The organism is Gordonia sp. SCSIO 19800 (assembly GCF_018132775.1).
Classification (GTDB): domain Bacteria; phylum Actinomycetota; class Actinomycetes; order Mycobacteriales; family Mycobacteriaceae; genus Gordonia; species Gordonia hongkongensis.
Genome location: NZ_JAGRQM010000008.1, coordinates 1 through 22,006, shown reverse-complemented (window position 1 = coordinate 22,006; position 22,006 = coordinate 1). Strand labels below are relative to the sequence as shown.

At 68.1% G+C, this 22,006-nt stretch carries 15 protein-coding genes and 1 pseudogene; all 16 read left to right on the top strand.

What is annotated here, in order from left to right; genetic code table 11:
* The first annotated feature begins 4 nt into the window (after positions 1 to 4).
* The 16 genes and pseudogenes from KB201_RS11220 (at position 5) to KB201_RS11145 (ending at position 21,765) form a co-directional block, all read left to right on the top strand.
* Positions 5 to 184 carry a tautomerase family protein gene (locus tag KB201_RS11220; RefSeq protein WP_004021167.1) on the top strand — a complete coding sequence of 60 codons (180 nt, stop codon included), beginning with the start codon at positions 5 to 7 and terminating at the stop codon, positions 182 to 184.
* Positions 181 to 1,755: an anthranilate synthase component I gene (locus KB201_RS11215; RefSeq protein ID WP_137808506.1), complete on the top strand. Its 1,575-nt coding sequence runs from the start codon at positions 181 to 183 to the stop codon at positions 1,753 to 1,755. The genes KB201_RS11220 and KB201_RS11215 overlap by 4 nt, the downstream gene beginning before the upstream one ends.
* Positions 1,752 to 2,558, top strand: coding sequence for a TIGR02234 family membrane protein (locus tag KB201_RS11210; RefSeq protein WP_211539298.1), 807 nt, complete (start codon positions 1,752 to 1,754; stop codon positions 2,556 to 2,558). The genes KB201_RS11215 and KB201_RS11210 overlap by 4 nt, the downstream gene beginning before the upstream one ends.
* A 164-nt stretch (positions 2,559 to 2,722) precedes the next feature.
* Complete coding sequence (gene trpC, locus KB201_RS11205) at positions 2,723 to 3,541, top strand: indole-3-glycerol phosphate synthase TrpC (protein ID WP_065632347.1); 819 nt, start codon at positions 2,723 to 2,725, stop codon at positions 3,539 to 3,541.
* A gap of 62 nt (positions 3,542 to 3,603) precedes the next feature.
* Positions 3,604 to 4,950, top strand: coding sequence for a tryptophan synthase subunit beta (trpB, locus tag KB201_RS11200; protein ID WP_211539297.1), 1,347 nt, complete (start codon positions 3,604 to 3,606; stop codon positions 4,948 to 4,950).
* Positions 4,947 to 5,756 (top strand): tryptophan synthase subunit alpha, encoded by an 810-nt coding sequence (trpA, locus tag KB201_RS11195; RefSeq protein WP_211539296.1) that lies wholly within the window; start codon positions 4,947 to 4,949, stop codon positions 5,754 to 5,756. Before trpB ends, trpA begins: the two co-directional genes overlap by 4 nt.
* Before the next feature lie 80 nt (positions 5,757 to 5,836).
* The gene (lgt, locus tag KB201_RS11190) at positions 5,837 to 7,372 is read left to right on the top strand and encodes a prolipoprotein diacylglyceryl transferase (protein WP_307848063.1); all 1,536 of its coding nucleotides are present in this window, start codon (positions 5,837 to 5,839) and stop codon (positions 7,370 to 7,372) included.
* A 273-nt stretch (positions 7,373 to 7,645) separates the two neighbouring features.
* Positions 7,646 to 12,217, top strand: a complete 4,572-nt coding sequence (gltB, locus tag KB201_RS11185) for a glutamate synthase large subunit (RefSeq protein WP_078112861.1) — start codon at positions 7,646 to 7,648, stop codon at positions 12,215 to 12,217.
* Positions 12,210 to 13,715, top strand: a complete 1,506-nt coding sequence (locus KB201_RS11180; protein ID WP_078112862.1) for a glutamate synthase subunit beta — start codon at positions 12,210 to 12,212, stop codon at positions 13,713 to 13,715. The genes gltB and KB201_RS11180 overlap by 8 nt, the downstream gene beginning before the upstream one ends.
* Before the next feature lie 174 nt (positions 13,716 to 13,889).
* Positions 13,890 to 15,314, top strand: a complete 1,425-nt coding sequence (pyk, locus tag KB201_RS11175; protein ID WP_065632353.1) for a pyruvate kinase — start codon at positions 13,890 to 13,892, stop codon at positions 15,312 to 15,314.
* A gap of 64 nt (positions 15,315 to 15,378) precedes the next feature.
* Positions 15,379 to 16,257, top strand: coding sequence for an acyl-CoA thioesterase II (locus KB201_RS11170; RefSeq protein ID WP_065632354.1), 879 nt, complete (start codon positions 15,379 to 15,381; stop codon positions 16,255 to 16,257).
* Positions 16,258 to 16,282: 25 nt separating this feature from the next.
* Positions 16,283 to 16,792, top strand: coding sequence for a hypothetical protein (locus KB201_RS11165; protein ID WP_249145343.1), 510 nt, complete (start codon positions 16,283 to 16,285; stop codon positions 16,790 to 16,792).
* 221 nt (positions 16,793 to 17,013) lie between these two features.
* Entirely contained in the window at positions 17,014 to 18,999 is a 1,986-nt protein-coding gene (locus tag KB201_RS11160; RefSeq protein ID WP_078112863.1) for an ABC transporter ATP-binding protein/permease, read from the top strand.
* 108 nt (positions 19,000 to 19,107) lie between these two features.
* A pseudogene (locus KB201_RS11155) lies at positions 19,108 to 20,938 on the top strand (long-chain fatty acid--CoA ligase).
* Positions 20,939 to 20,990: 52 nt separating this feature from the next.
* A complete protein-coding gene (locus tag KB201_RS11150; protein WP_058251776.1) occupies positions 20,991 to 21,449 on the top strand; it encodes a DUF6325 family protein in 459 nt (152 codons plus the stop codon).
* A 10-nt stretch (positions 21,450 to 21,459) separates the two neighbouring features.
* Positions 21,460 to 21,765 carry an SHOCT domain-containing protein gene (locus tag KB201_RS11145; protein ID WP_078112865.1) on the top strand — a complete coding sequence of 102 codons (306 nt, stop codon included), beginning with the start codon at positions 21,460 to 21,462 and terminating at the stop codon, positions 21,763 to 21,765.
* The last annotated feature ends 241 nt before the right edge of the window (positions 21,766 to 22,006 follow it).

Below are 22,006 nucleotides of genomic sequence, written 5' to 3'. Positions count from 1 at the left end.
GTCCATGCCCCTCATCCAGATCTCGCAGACGCCGGGACTGTCGGATCGCGTCAAGCGCGAGACGATAGCCGCGGTCACCGAGGCCTACGCCAAGGCAACCGGCAAGAACCCCGACTCGGTCTGGGTGACGATCACGGAGGTTCCGCGAAATCAGTGGGGCGTCGGCGGCGAGCCGCTCGGATGACGGCCACCACCGGCGGGGCCGCCGACACCACGACTCTCGCCGAGTTCCTCGACCTCGCGCGCGATCACCGCGTCGTACCGGTGACGCGCAAGGTCCTCGCCGACTCCGAGACGCCGCTGTCGGCCTATCGCAAACTCGCGGGCGACCGTCCGGGGACCTTCCTGCTGGAGTCCGCCGAGAACGGGCGGTCCTGGTCCCGATGGTCGTTCATCGGCGCGGGCGCACCGTCGGCCCTGACCGTCGTCGACGGACAGGCGCACTGGTGGGGGTCGGTGCCCGTCGGCGCACCCGAGGGCGGCGACGCGCTCGAGGTCCTCGCGGAGTCGTTGCGCCTCCTGCAGACCGACCCGCTCCCCGGGATGCCGCCGCTGACCGGCGGATTCGTCGGCTTCATGGCCTACGACATGGTCCGCCGGCTCGAGCGTCTGCCCGAGACCACGGTCGACGATCTGGGCCTCCCGGACATGATGATGGTGCTGGCCACCGACCTCGCCGCGGTCGACCATCATGAGGGCACGATCACGCTCATCGCCAACGCGGTCAACTGGGACGGCTCCGACGAGCGGGTCGAGGACGCCTACGCCGACGCACTCGACCGGCTGGACCGGATGACCGAAGCGCTCGCCGCACCCGCGCCGTCGACGGTGTCGACCTTCGACCGCCCGCGGCCCGAGTTCGCCGCGCAGCGATCGCTCGCGGAGTACAGCGAGATCGTCACCGATCTCGTCGGCGAGATCGAGGCCGGCGAGGCCTTCCAGGTCGTGCCGTCGATGCGCTTCGAGATGGACTCCGACGCCGACCCGCTCGACGTCTATCGCGTGCTGCGCGCGTCCAATCCGAGTCCGTACATGTACCTGCTGCGGATGCCCGGCACCGAGGAGCACAGCGACACCGGCTCGCCCGACGCGATCGCACGCAAACCGTTCACCATCGTCGGCAGCAGCCCCGAGGCACTGGTCACCGTGGCCGACGGGGTGGCGACCACACACCCGATCGCGGGCACCCGCTGGCGCGGCGCGACCGAGGAGGAAGACCAACTGCTCGGCAAGGGACTGATCGAGGACGAGAAGGAGAACGCCGAGCACCTGATGCTGGTGGACCTCGGGCGCAACGACCTCGGACGTGTCTGCGTACCCGGCACGGTCAAGGTCAGCGACTACCGGCACATCGAGCGCTACAGCCACGTCATGCATCTCGTCTCGACCGTGTCGGGGACCCTCCGCGACGACAAGCATGCCCTCGACGCCGTGACGGCGTGCTTCCCGGCCGGAACCCTCACCGGCGCACCGAAGGTGCGGGCGATGGAACTCATCGACGAGCACGAGATGACCCGCCGCGGGCTTTATGGCGGGATCGTCGGCTACCTCGACTTCGCCGGCAACGCCGACACCGCCATCGCCATCCGCACCGCACTTCTCGCGCGCGGCAAGGCGTTCGTCCAGGCGGGCGGTGGGGTGGTGGCCGACAGCGAGCCGGAGTACGAGTACAACGAGGCGCGTAACAAGGCCACCGCGGTGCTCAACGCGGTCGCGGCCGCCTCGACGATGCGACGGGTGGGTGAGAACTCATGACCTCTGCTGAAGACGGAGCCGCGGCAGGTCCTGACGCCGAGGCGGTCCGCCGCAAGTCCGTCCGGCGCCGCCAGGTCGTCGCGGCCCTGCTGATGGCGGTGGCGGCGGCTGCGTTCTGGGGGGCGAGCCGGCTGACGTGGGCCACCGTCTCCGCCGAGGACGGATTGTCCCCGCAGCGGGCGTTCGAGGTCAGCGGCGCGGACTGGAGCCCGTGGCTGACCCCGCTCGCATTGGTCTACCTGGCGGGCATCGCCGCCGCGTTGTCGGTGCGCGGCTGGGCGCTGCGCGTCGTGGCGATACTGGTCGCCGTCGGCGGGCTCCTGGCCGCGTTCCCGGCGATCTCGCTGATCACCGGGGGCACCGACTCTGCGTACGCCGCCGAGGCGGGCAGCATCCCCGATCGCTACATCGTGCTCTTCGTCGACACCAACCCCCTCGCCGCGGTGGTCGTGCTCGCCGGCACCTTGAGTGCGGTCGGTGCAGCGGTCATGCTGCTCCGCGTCGCGAAGGGCGCCACCCGATCGTCGAAATACACCACCCCGGCCGCTCGCCGCGAAGAGATCGAGACCGAGATCTTCGCCGACTACGAGCGTCGCAAGGCCGCGGAGCAGAACGAGGACGCCGCGGCCGCGGAGCCAGGCGCGACCCGATCCGGTTCGGCGAAGCCGGGAACGAGCGGTCGGGCGGACGACCCCGGCCCGGCGGCGGATCCGACGCCGCCCGGAGCGAACGAGCGGATGATGTGGGACGCGCTCGACACCGGCTTCGACCCGACCGACCCGAACGACCCCGACCGTCGCTGAACCTCAAGCCGATGACGGGTCGGCGCCGGCGACGCCCGGCCGCAGACTCCGACGATGGACGCATCAGCGCGATGAGGTCACAGATCGGCCAACCCGGACGCAACCGGCCCGAACGGCCCGTCTACCCTGAGAACACACGTCGAGGGAGAAGGGAGCAAGTCGCTGTGAGCGTGCCCAACGTTCTCGAATCGATCATCGAGGGAGTGAAAGCCGACGTCGCGGCACGTGAGGCCGTCGTCGACTTCGCCTCGGTCAAAGCGGCCTCCGCCAAGGCTCCCGCCCCCAAGGATGCGCTGGCCGCCCTGCGTCAGCCCGGAATCGGTGTCATCGCCGAGGTCAAGCGCGCCAGTCCGTCGAAAGGCGAACTCGCCAGCATCGGGGACCCCGCCGAACTCGCCCGCGCATACGAAGACGGCGGCGCGCGCATCATCAGCGTGCTCACCGAGGAACGCCGGTTCCGCGGCTCGCTCGCCGACCTCGACGCCGTCCGCGCCGCGGTCGACATCCCGGTGTTGCGCAAAGACTTCATCGTCGGCACGTATCAGATCCACGAGGCTCGTGCCCATGGCGCCGACGTCATCCTGTTGATCGTCGCCGCCCTCGAGCAGAACGTGCTCGCCTCACTCCTCGACCGCACCGAGAGCCTGGGAATGACCGCGCTCGTCGAAGTGCACACCGAGGAGGAGGCCAGCCGTGCCCTCGAAGCCGGCGCATCGGTCGTCGGCGTGAACGCGCGCAATCTCAAGACCCTGCAGGTCGAGCGGGACACCTTCTCGCGCATTGCACCCGGTCTGCCCACGGAGACCATCCGCATCGCCGAGTCGGGTGTGCGCGGCACCGCCGATCTGCTGGCCTACGCCGGTGCCGGCGCCGATGCGGTCCTCGTCGGCGAAGGTCTCGTCACGAGTGGCGACCCGCGTGCCGCGGTCCGTGAACTCGTCACCGCGGGCACGCACCCGTCGTGCCCGAAACCTGTTCGCTGACAATGCGTCCGGGCCGGCATCGGTCCGCGTGAGCCTGTCGGCCCGATCGTCTGTGAGTTGAAGTGACCGCTCATCCTGATTCCGTCCGCACCGACGCCGTCGAGGCGACTCCGCTGCCCACCGCGAGCGTCGGGCTCACCACTCGTACCTCGATCGAACCCGACGAGCACGGGCACTTCGGTGTCTACGGCGGGCGCCATGTACCCGAGGCGCTGATGGCCGTCATCGACGAGGTGACCACGACCTTCCAGAAGGTCCGCGCCGACGACGATTTCCTTGCCGAACTGGACCGCCTGCAGCGCGACTACGCCGGCCGCCCGTCGCCGCTGTACGAGGCGAAACGCCTGTCCGAGCACGCCGGCGGGGCGCGGATCTTCCTCAAGCGCGAGGACCTCAACCACACGGGCTCGCACAAGATCAACAACGTTCTCGGACAGGCGCTCCTGGCCCAGCGGATGGGCAAGCACCGCGTCATCGCCGAGACCGGCGCCGGACAGCACGGGGTCGCCACCGCGACCGCGTGCGCGCTCCTCGGTCTCGAGTGCGTGATCTACATGGGCCGGGTCGACACAGATCGCCAGGCGCTCAACGTCGCCCGCATGCGACTCCTCGGTGCGGAGGTGATCGCCGTCGACAACGGTTCGGCGACGCTGAAGGACGCGATCAACGAGGCCATGCGTGACTGGGTCACCAACGCGCACAACACGTATTACTGCTTCGGTACCGCGGCCGGGCCGCACCCGTTCCCGGTCATGGTTCGCGATCTGCAGCGCGTCGTCGGGCTCGAGGCGCGCGTGCAGATCCTGGAGAAGGCCGGACGCCTGCCCGACGCGGTGACCGCCTGCGTCGGCGGTGGTTCCAACGCGATCGGCATCTTCCATCCGTTCATCGACGACGAGGGCGTCCGGCTCGTCGGCTTCGAGGCCGCCGGCGACGGGGTCGAGACCGGCCGCCACGCAGCAACTTTCACCGGTGGTACACCCGGAGCATTCCAGGGCGCGTACTCCTACCTGCTTCAGGATGACGACGGTCAGACCATCGAATCCCATTCGATCTCGGCCGGCCTGGACTACCCGGGGGTCGGGCCCGAGCACGCCTATCTCAAGGACGCCGGACGGGCGGAGTACCGGCCGATCACCGACACCGAGGCGATGGACGCCCTCGCGTTGCTCAGCCGCCGCGAGGGCATCATCCCCGCGGTCGAGTCGGCCCATGCGGTCGCCGGCGCCCTGAAGCTCGGGCAGGAACTGGGGGAGGGCGCGATCATCGTCGTCAGCCTGTCCGGCCGCGGCGACAAGGACGTGGACACCGCCGCCCGCTGGTTCGGGCTGTTCGACGCCCCGCCGTCCCAGGACGAGGCCACCCTGTCGGAATCGTCGGACGTCCAGAAGCCCGGAGAGCAGGCATGAGCACACAGTCGATCCCGTCGAAGCTCGGCCCCGTGTTCGCCCGCTGCCGGGACGAGGGTCGCAGTGCACTGATCGGTTACCTCCCGGTCGGTTTCCCGACCGTCGACGAGTCGCTGACCTCGTTCCGGACGATGGTCGACGCCGGATGCGACATCATCGAGGTCGGCGTGCCCTACTCCGACCCGGTGATGGACGGCCCGACGATCCAGGACGCCGCCGACCAGGCACTGACCAACGGTGTGCGTGTCCGTGACGTGTTCACCGCCGTCGAGGCCATCACCTCCGCCGGCGGCAACGCGGTGGTCATGAGCTACTGGAACCCGGTTCTCAAGTACGGCGTCGAGAATTTCGCCCGCGATCTGGCGGCGGCCGGCGGTGCCGGACTCATCACCCCGAACCTGATCCCCGAAGAGGGCGCGGAGTGGCACGAGGCGGCCGACCGGCACGGGCTCGACCGCATCTACCTCGTCGCCCCGTCGTCGACGACTGAGCGGATCGCCCTCACCGTCGATGCGTCCCGGGGTTTCGTCTACGCGGCCTCCACGATGGGTGTCACCGGTGCGCGAGATGCCGTGTCGGACATGGCTCCCGAGCTGTGCGCGCGGGTTCGCGAGTACTCCGACATCCCGATCGGCGTCGGGCTCGGCGTTCGCAACCGCGAGCAGGCGGCCCAGATCGCCTCGTACGCAGATGGAGTCATCGTGGGCTCGGCGCTGGTGACCGCGGCGAACGCGGGCCAGGACCGGTTGGCCTCGCTCGTCTCCGAACTGGCCGAAGGGGTCCGCTCGCGTCGGGCGTCTGTCTGAACCGAATGCGCTCTCGTGATCGACGCGGCGGGTCCCGGTCGACAGGTCGAACGTCCCATCCGGTCGGCTAGGGTGACAGCGTGATCGCGCCGACCTCGACGATGCTCGCCTACCTCCCGAGTCCGCCTCAGGGCGTGTGGGAGATCGGACCCTTCCCGCTACGCGCGTACGCGTTGTGCATCATCGTCGGCATCATCGTCGCGGTCTGGTGGGGCAACCGCCGATGGATGGCCCGCGGCGGCCAGGACGGCGAAGTTCTCGACGTCGCGATCTGGGCGGTTCCGTTCGGCCTCATCGGTGGCCGGCTCTACCATCTCATCACCGATTGGAAGACGTACTTCGGTGCCGATGCGCTGAAGGAACCGATCGACGCACTGAAGATCTGGGACGGCGGACTCGGTATTTGGGGCGCGGTCGCGCTCGGTGCGGTGGGCGCGTGGATCGGCGCCCGACGCCGGGGCATCCGACTACCGGCCTTCGGCGACGCCATCGCGCCGCCGATCCTGTTGGCACAGGCCATCGGTCGCCTGGGCAACTACTTCAACCAGGAGCTCTACGGACGCGAGACCACACTCCCGTGGGGCCTCGAGATCTACGAACGCGAGAACGCCGCCGGGTACTCCGACCCCGGACTGATCGACGGCGTGTCCAACGGCGTCGTGGTCGCGGTGGTCCATCCGACCTTCCTCTACGAGCTGCTGTGGAACGTGCTCGTCGTCGTGCTCCTGGTGGTCGTCGACCGGTACTTCCGCATCGGGCACGGCCGGTTGTTCGCGCTGTACGTGGCGGGCTACTGCCTGGGCCGGTTCTTCATCGAGTTGCTGCGCGACGATCGCGCGGCCGTCGCCAACGACATCGCGGGCATCCGACCGAACCTTTTCACCGCGGCGTTGGTGTTCCTCGCCGCCGTCGTCTATTTCGTGGTCGCGCCCAAGGGACGCGAACAGGGACTGGAGATGTATCACGACGACCGTGCCGCGGAGCTCGCGGAGCAAGGTGTCGCCGGGTACGTCGACGACTGGTACGACGAGGACATCGAACCGGAGCCGAGTCCGGCGGCCGCCGCCGGGGTGGCGACGGGTGCAGCGGGATCATCCCTCTTCGATTCCGACGACCAGGGTCGGAAGGCGGGCGCGGTGGGGGAGCCGTCCACCGACGACACCGCCGACACGGATGACCCGGTCGCGGCCGCACACCCCGTGACCGCGGGCAGCGATGCGGAGCCGGGCGCCGAACCGGACACCGACTCGTCCACCGAACCGCAGCCGGTTGCCGACGGTCCGGTCGATCCAGGCGAGGACACCGTCGAGGCCGGTGGCGAGGAGGCGGTCGACGAGCCGGCTCAGCCGGAGACGGCGACGTCGCCGGGGGACGAACCGGCTGCCGACGAGACCGCGGACCCCGAGCCCGACGACATGGACGCAGTCGAGAAGTCGACCGACGAGGACGACTCGACCACCGACTCGGTTCCCGACGCAGCCCCGGACACCGACGCCGACGCGGTCACCGACACCGCCGATCCCGCTGAGGAGTCGGATACCGACATCCCGACGGACACCCCCACCGACACCACACCGGGTGCCGGTGCCGGTTCGTCTGACGCAGACAAGTCCTGACGTTCGGTCCTGCCACGCGCTGATCCGTCGGCAGGGTCACAGGTCGCGGGTGACGACGCCTCCCCGGGTGTTCGGATAGGATCGGATCTCACGGTGCGCGATCCCTCCGCCCGGTACCGACCGTTCCAGAGCACGTGAGCGCTCAACGGTTCTGACTCAGCCCGGTACCGATCTCGGCACGGTCATTCGTACGCCGCGCAATGCTCCACGGGCCAGTGCTGTCCCATTGGACACTCAGCAGCGAGCCGGTTCTCGGTTCGAGTGGAGGTAGTGATGCTGTTTTCTGCGCTGCCGGCCAAGCAGGGTCTGTACGACCCGGAGGCCGAGGTCGATTCGTGTGGTGTGGCCATGGTCACCGACATCCACGGTCGCCGTTCGCATTCGATCGTCGCCGACGGGTTGCTGGCGCTGGAGAACCTCGAGCATCGCGGTGCGGCCGGGGCGGAGACCAACAGCGGTGACGGCGCGGGAATTCTGATCCAACTCCCCGACGAGTTGCTGCGCGACACCGTCGACTTCGACCTTCCCGAGCCCGCCGCGGACGGATCGAACAGCTACGCCGCGGGAACGTGCTTCCTGCCCATGGACCCCGATCTCCGCCGCGCGGCGATCGAACGGGTCGAGGCCCTCGCCGCCGACGAGGGCATCACCGTACTCGGCTGGCGGGACCTCCCCGTCGACCACGAACACGCCGACGTCGGCGGAACGGCCGTCGCGTGCATGCCGTACATGATGCAGCTGTTCGTCACCGTCGACCCGGCGCCTGGCGCCGACCGCATCGCCGGGCTCGCTCTCGACCGCTTCATCTACCCGTTCCGCAAGCAGGCCGAACGGGTGACACTGGAGATCGACGAAGCCGGCACCGGGCTGTACTTCCCATCGCTGTCGAGTCGAACGATGGTCTACAAGGGCATGCTCACCACGATGCAGCTCCCGCTGTACTACGAGGATCTGCGAGATGATCGCTGCCTCAGTGCGATCGCCATCGTGCACTCCCGGTTCTCCACCAACACCTTCCCGTCGTGGCCGCTCGCGCACCCCTTTCGGTTCGTGGCGCACAACGGCGAGATCAACACCGTGCGCGGCAACCGGAACCGGATGCGTGCCCGCGAGGCGCTCCTCGAGACCGACCTCATCCCCGGCGATCTCAAGCGCGCGTTCCCGATCTGCACGCCCGAGGCCTCCGACTCGGCGTCGCTCGACGAGGTCCTCGAGCTCCTGCACCTCGGCGGTCGGGACGTCCACCACGCGGTGATGATGATGGTGCCCGAGGCGTGGGAGAACGTGCCCGACATGGATCCCCGTCGTCGGGCGTTCCTGCAGTTCAACTCCTCGATCATGGAGGCCTGGGACGGTCCCGCGTGCGTCACGTTCACCGACGGCACGGTCGTCGGCGCGGTCCTCGACCGCAACGGACTGCGCCCGGGCCGGTGGTGGCAGACACGCGACGGCCGGGTCATCCTCGCCTCCGAGTCCGGTGTGCTCGACGTCCCGGTCGACGACGTGATCAGCAAGGGCCGGCTCGAACCCGGCCGCATGTTCCTCGTCGACACCGAGCAGGGCCGGATCATCCCGGACGAGGAACTCAAGGGCGAGCTCATGAACGCCGAGGCGTACGACGAGTGGTTGCACGCCGGATTGCTCGACATCGCGACGCTCCCGGACCGGCCGGTCTTCCAGCCCAACCACGACACCGTCGTCCGCCGGCAGATCTCCTTCGGTTACACCGAGGAGGATCTGCGCGTACTCCTGACCCCGATGGCGGCGTCGGGCTACGAACCCCTCGGATCGATGGGCACCGACACCCCGGTCGCCGTGCTGTCGCAGCGTTCGCGGCTGCTCTACGACTACTTCGTCGAGCTGTTCGCCCAGGTCACGAATCCGCCGCTGGATGCGATCCGCGAGGAGATCGTCACGTCGATGAGCCGCGTGATGGGCCCGGAGCAGAACCTGCTGCGGCCGACCGCGGCGTCGTGCCGCCAGATCATGGTGCACTGGCCGGTGCTGGACAACGCCGAGCTGGCCAAACTCGTCCACATCAACGACGACGGGGACAATCCCGGTCTGTCGGCGAAGGTGCTCCGGGCGCTCTACGAGGTGTCCGAGGGCGGTGCGGGTCTCGCCGCGGCGCTCGAGGACCTCCGGCTGCGCGCCAGTCAGGCGATCGCCGAGGGGCACACGACGCTCGTGATCTCCGACCGGCTCACCGACGCCGAGCACGCGCCCATCCCGTCGCTGCTGGCCACCTCGGCGGTGCACCACCACCTGGTCCGCACCAAGGAGCGGACGCGGGTCGCGCTGGTGGTGGAGTCCGGCGATGCCCGCGAGGTCCACCACATCGCCACCCTGATCGGTTTCGGGGCGGCCGCGGTCAATCCCTACCTGGCGCTCGAGACCATCGAAGACCTGATCGCCGAGGGTGAGCTGACCGGGGTGACCCGGGCCAAGGCGATCGGCAACTATCTGGAGGCGCTCGGCAAGGGCGTGTTGAAGGTGATGAGCAAGATGGGCATCTCGACCATCAGCTCCTACACCGCGGCACAGGCTTTCGAGGCCGTGGGATTGTCGTCGGAGGTGGTGCGCGAGTACTTCACCCGTACGGTGTCGCGGATCGAGGGCGTCGGACTCGACGAACTGGCCGAGGAGGTGCGCATCCGCCACCACCGGGCCTTCCCGGAGAACCCCACCGAACAGGTCTACCGTCGGCTCGAGGTCGGCGGCGAGTACCAGTACCGCCGCGAGGGCGAATTGCACCTGTTCTCGCCCGAGACCATCTTCCTGCTGCAGCACGCCACCAAGACCGGCCGGGCCGAGATCTTCCAGCAGTACTCCGACGAGGTCGACCGGCTCTCGCGTGAGGGCGGCACCCTGCGCGGACTGTTCGACTTCGATCTCGATGCGCGCGAACCGATCCCGCTCGACGAGGTGGAGCCGGTCGAGGACATCATGAAGCGCTTCAACACCGGCGCGATGAGTTACGGCTCGATCTCCGCGGAGGCCCACGAGACCATCGCGATGGCCATGAACCGGATCGGCGGCCGCTCGAACTCCGGGGAGGGCGGCGAGGACGTGGAGCGTCTGTACGATCCGGAACGCCGCAGCGCGGTCAAGCAGGTCGCGTCGGGCCGGTTCGGCGTGACCAGCGACTACCTCATCAACGCCACCGACATTCAGATCAAGATGGCGCAGGGTGCCAAACCCGGTGAGGGCGGCCAGCTCCCGGCCTACAAGGTGTATCCGTGGATCGCGAAGACCCGGCATTCGACGCCGGGTGTCGCGCTGATCTCGCCGCCGCCGCACCACGACATCTACTCGATCGAGGACCTAGCCCAGCTGATCCACGACCTGAAGAACGCGAACTCGCAGGCACGCATCCACGTGAAGCTGGTCAGTGCGGTGGGCGTGGGGACGGTCGCGACCGGAGTGTCGAAGGCGCACGCCGACGTCGTCCTCATCTCCGGGCACGACGGCGGCACCGGCGCGTCGCCGCTCACCTCGCTCAAACACGCCGGCACGCCGTGGGAGATCGGCCTCGCCGACGCCCAGCAGACGCTGATGTTGAACGGCCTGCGCGACCGCATCACGGTGCAGTGCGACGGGGCGCTGCGCACCGGGCGCGATGTCATCACCGCGGCCTTGCTGGGCGCCGAGGAATACGGGTTCTCGACCGCGCCGCTGATCGTCGCCGGGTGCATCATGATGCGCGTCTGTCACCTCGACACGTGCCCGGTCGGCGTCGCCACCCAGAACCCGCTGTTGCGGTCCCGCTTCACCGGTCAGGTCGACCATCTGGTCAACTTCTTCCGCTTCATCGCCGAGGACGTCCGGAAGTATCTGGCGCAGTTGGGTTATCGCACGCTCGACGACGCCATCGGGCAGTCGCAGCGTCTGCACACCGACGCCGCGGTCGCGCACTGGAAGTCCAAGGGGCTCGACCTCAGCCCGATCTTCCGCAAGGTCGAGGACAAGGGTCCGAGTCGTCGGGTGCGGGGCCAGGAACACGGCCTCGAGCGCGCGCTGGACCAGACGCTGATCCAGCTCGCCGAGGGTGCACTCGAGGACGCACACCCGGTGACCCTGGAGTTGCCGGTGCGCAACGTGAACCGGACGGTCGGCACCCTGCTCGGTTCGGAGGTGACCCGGCGGTACGGGGCCGACGGCCTCGCCGAGGACACGATCACGGTCAGGCTCGAGGGTTCGGCCGGGCAGTCGCTCGGAGCCTTCCTGCCGCCGGGCGTGACGATCCGGTTGACCGGTGACACCAACGACTACGTCGGAAAGGGGCTGTGCGGCGGCAAGATCGTCGTCACGCCGAATCCCGACTCGCTGTTCGTCGCCGAGGACCAGGTGATCGCCGGCAACACGATCCTCTACGGGGCGACCTCCGGTGAGGTGTACCTCAGAGGCCGAGTGGGCGAACGCTTCTCGGTACGCAACTCGGGTGCGACGGCGGTCGTCGAAGGAGTGGGCGACCACGCCTGCGAGTACATGACCGGTGGCCGGGTGGTCGTCCTCGGACCGACGGGACGCAATCTCGCGGCCGGCATGTCGGGTGGTATCGCGTTCGTCCACGACCTCGATCCCGCGAAGGTCAACATGGCCATGGTCGAACTCCTGCGTCCTGACCCGGAGGACCTCGCCTGGCTCAAGCACACCATCGCCACGCACACGGAATTGACCGGTTCCGCGATCGGCGCGTCGATACTGGCCGACTGGCCTCGACGCTGCCTGGCGTTCACCAAGGTGATGCCCACCGATTACAAGCGTGTCCTCGACGCGGCCCGGATGGCCGAAGCCGAAGGGCGCGACGTCGATTCAGCGATCATGGAGGCGGCACGTGGCTGACCCGCGCGGGTTCCTGGAGGTCCCGAAGAAAGAGGCTAAGTACCGTCCGGTCGCCGAACGCGTCCAGGACTGGGACGATGTCTACGAACACGCCGACAATCCGATCAAGGTTCTCGACGAGGTCAGCGGACAGGCCCGCCGGTGTATGGACTGCGGTATCCCGTTCTGTCACTCCGGAACCGCGGGTTGCCCACTGGGCAATCTCATCCCGGAGTGGAACGACCTCGTCCGGCGCGGCCGGTGGGATGCCGCGAGCAGCAGGCTGCACGCGACCAACAACTTCCCGGAGTTCACCGGGATGGTGTGCCCGGCGCCGTGCGAGTCCGCCTGCGTGCTGTCGATCTCCGAACCGGCGACCGGCGGCAGCGTGACCATCAAGCGCATCGAGAAGACCATCGCCTACGAGTCGTGGGCCGAAGGCATCATCGGGCCCGAGCCGCCCGAGTCCACGACCGGCAAGTCGGTCGGGGTCGTCGGCTCGGGACCCGCGGGACTGGCTGCGGCACAGCAGCTCACCCGGGCCGGTCACGACGTCACCGTCTACGAGCGCGACGACCGTCTCGGCGGGTTGCTGCGCTACGGCATCCCGGAGTACAAGCTGCAGAAGTCCGACATCGACCGGCGTATCGCCCAGATGCGGGCGGAGGGAACGACCTTCGTCACCAACTGCGACGTGGGGGCCGACCTGTCCGTGGCTGATCTACATGCGAAGCACGACGCGGTGGTCCTGGCCATCGGTGCGATGGAGGCACGCGACAACCCGGTGCCGGGGCGGGAGCTGAACGGCATCCACCTCGCCATGGAGCATCTCGTGCCCGCCAACAAGGAGTGCGAGGGCGACGGGCCGTCACCCATCACCGCCGCGGGCAAGCACGTGGTGATCATCGGCGGTGGTGACACGGGAGCCGACTGCCTGGGTACGGCGCACCGTCAGGGCGCGGCCTCGGTCGTGCAACTCGACTACAACCCGGAACTGCCCGGGCAGCGCGACGACGAACGGTCGCCGTGGCCGACATGGCCGTTGATCATGCGGACCTCGAGCGCACACGACGAAGGCGGCGAACGGTTGCACCAGGTCGCGGTGCAGCGATTCGAGGGTGACGAGGACGGCAACGTCACGACGATGGTGCTCGCCGAGGTCGAGGTGACGCGCGACGCCGACGGTCGCCGCGAGATCACGCCGGTGAGTGAGGAATTCGAGATCCCCTGCGAGCTGGCCCTGTTCGCGATCGGGTTCGCCGGGGTACGGGGTGGGACGCTGCTGACCGATCTCGAGATCGAGCCGAACCGGCGCGGCGTGATCTCCTGCGGGAGCGACTGGCAGACCGACGCCCCGGGCGTGTTCGTCTGCGGTGACGCCCACCGCGGCGCGTCGTTGGTGGTGTGGGCGATCGCGGAGGGTCGCTCGACCGCGCGTGCGGTCGACGAGTTCCTGGTCGGCGAGTCCGACCTCCCGTCTCCGGTCCGTCCGGCGTCCCTGCCCCTGTCGGTGCGCTGAGCAGGCCCTCGTCGCCACCCGACGGGCTCGGTCGAACACACGCGGCCGCAACAAGTTAAGTAAATTTCATACTCGGCGGTAGCGGCTCGCCACCAGCGGTAACAGCCGGTGGCGGGCCGGTGACATGTCGTCGGCGACATGGAGATGGACCATGGACGGGACTAAGGTGTTCTTGTGACACGCCGAACCAAAATCGTCTGCACCCTGGGCCCCGCCACCGCGAGCGACGAGCGACTGAAAGAGCTCGTCGAAAGCGGCATGGACGTGGCCCGGATGAACTTCAGCCACGGCACGCATGAGGACCATGCGGCCGTCTATGCGCGCGTCCGCAAGGCCTCGGACACCACGGAGAAAGCCGTCGGCGTCCTCGCCGACCTACAGGGCCCCAAGATCCGGCTCGGCCGTTTCGACGGTTGTGACGGCTCGACCGTCTGGGAGACCGGCGAGCAGGTGCGCATCACCGTCGACGACGTCGTGGGCGACCACGACCGCGTCTCGACCACCTACAAGCAGCTCGCCGAGGACGCGAGCCCCGGCGACCGCCTGCTCGTCGACGACGGCAAGGTCGGCCTCGCCGTGTCCGCGGTCGAGGGCAACGACGTGCTCTGCACCGTGACCGAGGGCGGCCCGGTCAGCAACAACAAAGGGCTGTCGCTGCCCGGGATGAGTGTCTCGGTGCCGGCGATGTCGGAGAAGGACATCGCAGACCTCGAATTCGCCCTCGAACTGGGCGTGGACATGGTGGCGCTCTCCTTCGTGCGCAGCCCGTCCGACATCGAACTGGTCCACGAGGTGATGGACCGCGTCGGCCGCCGGGTGCCGGTCATCGCGAAGCTCGAGAAGCCCGAGGCGATCGAGAACCTCGAGGCCATCGTGCTGGCCTTCGACGCGATCATGGTCGCCCGTGGTGACCTGGGCGTCGAACTCCCGCTCGAAGAGGTCCCGCTCGTCCAGAAGCGGGCCATCCAGATGGCCCGCGAGAACGCGAAGCCGGTGATCGTGGCGACGCAGATGCTCGACTCGATGATCGAGAACTCGCGGCCGACCCGGGCCGAGGCCTCCGATGTTGCGAACGCGGTGCTCGACGGTGCCGACGCGGTCATGCTGTCCGGCGAGACGTCGGTGGGCAAGTACCCGCTCGAGACGGTGCGGACCATGGACCGGATCTGCCGGGCGGTCGAGACCGGCCCCCGCGACGTGCCGCCGCTGTCCCACGTGCCCCGTACCAAGCGCGGTGTCATCTCCTACGCGGCCCGCGACATCGGCGAGCGCCTCGAGGTGAAGGCGCTGGTCGCGTTCACCCAATCCGGGGACACCGTGCGTCGACTGGCCCGTCTGCACTCGCGCCTCCCGTTGCTGGCGTTCACGCCGACCCAGGCTGTCCGCAGCCAGCTCGCGTTGAGCTGGGGAACCGAGACGTTCATCGTCGACCACGTGGACACGACCGACCACATGATCGACCAGGTCGACCATCAGCTGCTGCGTATCGGGCGCCTCAGTGAGGGTGACGTCGTGGTGATCGTGGCCGGGGCCCCGCCCGGGACGGTGGGTTCGACCAACCTGATCCACGTGCACCGGATCGGCGAGCAGGACCACTGACCGCGTCCGCTCCTGCTCGGGCCGGTGCACGACGCAGCCGCGTCCGGGTTCTAGGGTGTGAGGCATGACCGTGGACCAGGCCGGGGATCTCGGCAAGCTGCTCGCATTGCTCGACGTCGAACGTCAGGGTGACGACCTGTTCATCGGGCACCATCCCGAGCAGGTCACCGCCCGGACGTTCGGCGGTCAGTTGCTCGGCCAGGGGGTCGTCGCGGCGGCCCGGAGTCTGAGTCGGGGCAACCCGCCGATCCACGCGCTGCACGCGCACTTCATCCGTGGCGGTGATGTCACCAAACCGTTGGAGTACCACGTCGACCGGTTCCGCGACGGCAGGTCGTTCGCCAATCGTCAGGTGACTGCCAAGCAGGACGGCGAAGAGATCTTCACGATGCTGGTCGCGTTCCAGGACAACACTTCTGGGCTCGAGCACGCGGTGGAGATCCCCCAGGTGCCCTATCCGGAGGAATTACCCACTCTCGGTGAGCATTTCAAGGGCTACGAGGACCGTATCGCGGCCTTCGTGAATGCGTTGCACCCCATCGACATCCGTTTCGCGAACGATCCGAGCTGGAAGGCGAAGGAGGCGGGGGAGAAGCTGACCGACAACCGGGTGTGGATGAAGGCCGACGGCACGATGCCCGACGACCCCGTGATGCACGTCGCCGCAATGTGTTACGCCTCCGACACCACGGTACTGGACTCGATCATCACCACCCACGGCCTCTCCTGGGGCATGGACCGGTTGTTCGCCGCGACCGTCAATCACTCGATGTGGTTCCACCGCGAGTTCCGGTTCGACGACTGGCTGCTGTACGCCACGCGGTCACCGGTTGCCACCGGGTCACGCGGGATGGGATCGGGCCGGTTCTGGATGCGCGACGGCACTCTCGCGACGTCGGTCGTGCAAGAAGCGCTCATCAAGTACTTCCCGCCCAAGAAGTGACCGCACGGGTCTGCAGGGGAAGCTGATGGATCGCGGCACGGGCGGGTCGATGACCCCGGGGTACGGCCCCGCACCCGAGATGTGGCTGGACCCCGGCCCGCCGCTGCCGCGCCGGACATGGCAGCGGCGCACGCGGGTCCCGGTCATCGTCGCGACCGCCGCCGCGATGATCGTCTTCGCGGTCATCGTGGGCGTCGCGGTCGTCGCCGGACTCCTGACCGCGCCCACGTTCACCGCCAAGGGCGGGGTCGTTGCGGATTGTCTGACCGAGGTCGCCACCCTGCCCGGGGGCGGCACCCTCGCCCGCGGCGCACCGGTCGTCCTCTACGACGCGGCCGGTGGCGATGTGGCGACCACCACGCTGTCGGTGTTCCTCCGCGGCGACGACGGGTGCCAACTCACTTTCGAGGTGAGCGGCGTGGAGTACACCGACGCGGGCTATCTCGTCAGCGTCGGCGATGCCGACGGTCGCTTCTCGGAGTCGGTCTCGACCGCGGCGCTCCAGCAGGGTGCGGTGCTGCGCCCGCTGGGCTGACGTCACCAGAACCGCTCGGCAAAACCGACATTCCGCGCTCCCGGCGACCGGTCGGCGCTCCGTCGACGCGGTTGCCCGGACACCGGGTGAACGCCGGGTTAAACTGCGCCGGATCATCGTTGAGGCCCGGACCCGTTGTGGCGACGGGGTCCTCGCTGCGATCGACCGGGGTTTGTCGACCGTGATGCCCGCCGCCGGGCCATCCGACGCGAGGAGTGTGCGTGGAGTACAGCATCGACTGGGGCAACGAGGTGTGGGCCAGTCTGGAGTGGTTGGCGATCGCGTTCGCGATCTCGGCCGTGGCCATCCTGGTGATCGGCTACCTGCTGTCGCGGTTCAGCCGGTGGGGCGGCCCGCTGTGGCGGGTGATCGGGGGGTTCTTCACCGACCCGAGAACTCGGGTCTGGGCGTGGGCGCTGGTCGTCGTCCTCACCCTGCTCTCGTTGCTCGGTGTGCGGCTGAGCGTCCTGTTCAGCTACTGGAGCAACGACCTGTACACGTCTCTGCAGACCGCGGCCGAGGGCATCGCGACGGGCGGGCCACAGGGGGCGGAGATGCTCCAGATCGGCAAAGACGCGTTCTGGCACTCGATTACGATCTTCGGCATCCTCGCCGCCACTCACGTCGTCCGCACCATGGTCGAGATCTATGTCGGTGCGGCTTTCGAGATCCGGCTCCGCTACTGGCTGACCGAAGGGGCGACCGCCGACTGGATGTCCGGCCGTGCCTTCTACCGCAACCGGTTCGTCGACCTCAGCGCGGGACTGTTACGGCGCAGACGATTCGGGCGCGGTAAGTCGGATCCGCAGCGACGGGCCGTCGACATCCACCCCGGGGTCGACAACCCGGACCAGCGTATCGAGGCCGACATCACCAACATCGCCACCGTCGGCTCGTCGTTGTTCTGGGGCGGCGGTGGGGTCTCGACGAACGGTGTGCTCCCGGCGTGTGCGTCCATCGTGTCGTTCTCGGTCGTGCTCTGGGACCTGTCCGGGCCGGTCACGCTGTTCGGGGTCGAGATCCCGCGCATGATGATGTGGCTGGTCCTGGTCTACGTTCTCGTCGCCAGCGTGGTCGCGTTCGCCATCGGACGCCCGCTGATCCGACTGAACTTCTGGCGCGAACGCCTCACCGCGAACTTCCGCTACGCACTCGTCCGCGTCCGTGACAGCGCGGAGAACGTCGCCTTCTACAGCGGCGAGCGCGTCGAACACAACAACCTGATGACTCGATTCCGTGCGGTCGTGAAGAACTTCTGGCAGATCATCCATGTGCAGCTGGCGTTCGTCGGATGGAACTTCAGCGCGTCGCAGCTCGCGGTGGTGTTCCCACTTCTCGTGCAGGCACCGCGGTTCTTCGACGGTCAGATCAAGCTCGGTGACATGACGCAGACCGCCCGCGCCTTCGGCGAGATGCACGACGCACTCTCGTTCTTCCGGAACGCCTACGACGATTTCACCGCTCTTCGCGCGTCGATCATCCGTCTCGACGGTCTCGCCGACGCCGATGCACGGTCGCGGACCATGGCCCAGGTCACGACCGTGGATCGGGAACGCGCCGTTGCCCTCTCGGACGTCGACGTGAAGACCCCGAGCGGCGACGAACTCATCAGCGGGCTCAACCTCTCCCTGGTACCCGGGGCCGCTCTCGTCGTCAAAGGGCGGTCGGGCTCGGGCAAGACGACACTGCTCCGCGGCCTCGCCGGACTGTGGCCCTTCATCGACGGCGAGTTCACCCGACCGCCGGGAGAGCACACCCTGTTCCTGTCGCAGATGCCCTATATCCCGCTGGGGGATCTGCGCACGGCGGTCGCCTACCCGGCACTGCCCGACGACGTCGGCGACGAGGCCATCAAGGCGGCGCTCGAGAAGGTCTTCCTCCCGCATCTGGTCGACCGGCTCCACGACGAGGAGGACTGGGTCAAGGTGCTCTCCCCGGGCGAGCAGCAGCGCGTCGCCTTCGCGCGCATCCTGTTGACCCGGCCGCAGGCCGTGTTCATGGACGAGGCGACCTCGGCCGTGGACGAGGGGCTGGAGTACTCGCTGTACTCGCTCATCCGCACGGAGCTGCCGGAGACGATCCTGGTGTCGGTGAGTCACCGGAGCACCACCGACCAGCATCACACCGACCTGCTCGAACTGACCGGTGGCGGCGCCTGGAATCTCGAGTCGCTGACCGAGCGTCCTTCGCTCGACAAACCGTCCTGATCTGGGGTTTTTGTCAACCGTTCACCATTCACCGGAACCGGCCGTGACACACGCCCGGACTGGCTAATGTGACGTGCAACACATCACTCCGGCCAGTCGAGGACTGTCATGACCGCTGCAGAGACCATCACGTTCCCCCATCAGACCGGTGTCGCAGTGGCGACACTGCCCGCCGCGTTCCAGCAGACGGTCACCGTACGGCCCGACGCCGTCGCCATCCGTACGGTCGGCGGGCTGCAGGAGATCACGTGGGCGGAGTACGCCGCGCGCGTCGAAGCCATCGCCGGTGGGCTCGCGGCCCTGGGGGTCAAGCGCGGTGACACCGTCGGGATCATGCTGACGAACCGCCCCGAGTTCCACCTCGTCGACGCCGCGGCGCTGCACCTCGGCGCGGTTCCCTTCTCGATCTACAACACCAGTTCGCCCCAACAGATCGAGTACCTCTTCGGCAAAGCGGAGAACTCCGTCGTCGTCACCGAGCAGGTGTTCCTGCCCGCGATCACCGCCGCGGCGACCGGGGTGTCCACCAGGATCGTCGTCGACGGCGTCGCGACGGGCGCGTTGTCGCTGGCCGATCTCGAACAGTCCCCGCCGCCGGCCGGATTCGACTTCACCGCGACGTGGCAGGCGGTGGAACCCGAGGACCTCGCGACCCTGATCTACACCTCGGGCACCACCGGCCCGCCGAAGGGCGTCGAGATCACCCATCGCAACATCGTCGCCGAGATGACGGCGCTCGCCGAGATCGTTCAGGCGGGCTTCGACGACCGGGCCATCTCGTATCTACCGGCAGCGCACATCGCCGACCGGGTCTCCTCCCACGCCGCGAACATGATGCGCGGCATCCAGATCACCACGGTGCCTGATCCCCGGGAGATCGCCGCGGCCCTTCCCGACGTGCACCCGACGTTCTTCTTCGGGGTGCCGCGGGTGTGGCAGAAGATCCGAGCGGGGATCGAGGCGAAGCTCGCCGAGGAGTCCAGCCCGGTCAAGAAGGCGCTCGCCGACTGGGCGTTCCGCGCCGGGGCCTCGGCGGCGCAGGCCCAGATCGACGGCAAGGGCTCCGGCGGTCTCACACACGGTCTCGCCGATCGCCTTGTGCTGCACAAGGTCCGTTCCGCGCTGGGCCTCGATCAGGTCTCCTTCGCCGGATCGGGTGCGGCCGCGATCCCACCGGAGGTGCTGAAGTTCTTCCTGGGACTCGGTATTCCGGTTCTCGAGGTCTGGGGGGATGTCGGAGACGACTGGCGTCTCGACGATGACGACCAGCGACAACCTCCGGATCGGCACCGTCGGCAAACCGGTGCGCGGCATGGAGGTGCGACTGGCCGACGACGGAGAGCTCCTCGTCCGCGGACCGGTCGTGATGCGCGGTTACCGCAAACAGCCCGACAAGACGGCCGAGACGATCGATGCCGACGGCTGGCTGTCGACCGGTGACATCGCGACGATCGACGGTGACGGCAACGTGACCATCGTCGACCGCAAGAAGGAACTGATGATCAACGAGTCCGGGAAGAACATGTCGCCCAACAACATCGAGAACGCGATGAAGGCGGCGTCGTCGCTGATCGGTCAGGTCGCGGCGATCGGCGACGGCCGGCCCTATGTGTCCGCGCTCGTGGTTCTCGACCCGGATGCGGCGGCCGCGCGAGCCAAGCGACTCGACCTGTCCGGTGCCGACCTGACCGAGTTGTCCTCGCACCCCGATGTGGTGGACGAGGTGGCGGTGGCAATCCGTGCCGGAAATCGGTCACTGTCCCGCGTGGAGCAGGTCAAACGATTTACCATCGTGCCGACTGCCTGGGATCCCGGCGGCGACGAGCTCACCCCCACGATGAAGTTGCGCCGCAAGCCGATTGCGACCAAGTACGCCAGTGAGATCGGCGAACTGTACGAGGCGCAACCGGGACGTTCGGTGGTGGATCTGAGGTCGTGACCGGGGCTCGTTGCAGACGGTCACATCGCCGGCACGAGACAGGGAGAAGGAATTGGACGACCAAGCAGGTGTCGACCAGACGGCTGACCGCGAACTCGGACCCATCGACTACATCGTGGTCGAGTGGACGGGCAAGCAGCCGACCGGTGAGGCACTTCCACACCTCATCGATCTGATCGACCGCGGGATCGTGCGACTGATCGACATCGTCTTCATCACCAAGGACGCCGACGGTACGGTCGCCCGGCTCGAGATCAACTCGCTCGGCGCTGATTTCGCGATCTTCGACGGCGCGGCGACCTCGTTGCTCGACGATTCCGATCTCGCGGAGGCAGCCGCGATCATCGACCCGGGCTCCAGTGCGGCCGTTGTCGTCTGGGAGAACGCCTGGGCCGCGCCGTTCGCCACAGCCGTCCGTAACGGCGGTGGACAGCTCGTCGCATCGGGCCGGATTCCGGTGGACGCGTTACTGGAGCAGCTCGATGCCGCCGACAACCGAATCGAATCCTGAAAGGACCGACATGCCAGGACTTCTCCGCGGTGTCGCACGCACCGCTGTCATCTCCGGAACCGCGACAGCGGTGAGCAATCGGGTGTCCCGGCGCCAGGCGAGCCGGTGGGCCCAGCAGGGTGCCGCCGCCCAGGACCCACAGCCGCAACAGCAGTACGTACAACCCCAGTACGCCCAGCCACCTCAGCCGCAAGCGCCCGCATCGAGTCCGACGGACACGATCTCGGCGCTGAAGGAGCTCGGAGCCCTGTACCAGCAGGGCATTCTCACCGAAGCCGAGTTCGCCGCGCAGAAAGCGAAGATCCTCGGGACCTGATCGCCGCTCCGCCCTGCTCCCTGATCCGAAAGAACCGCATAACCCCCGGACCCTGAGGTGCGAGGGAGTCGACCCCCTGCTCCCTGAGGTGCGAGGGAGTCGACCCCCTGCTCCCTGAGGTGCGAGGAGCGGTAGCGACGAGATGGTCCTATAGATTGTCAAGTGCTCCGAGGTCGGTGGTGAAGGCTTTGTAGAGTTCGCGGGCGACGTAGCGTTTGAGGCATCGGATGATTTCTTTCTT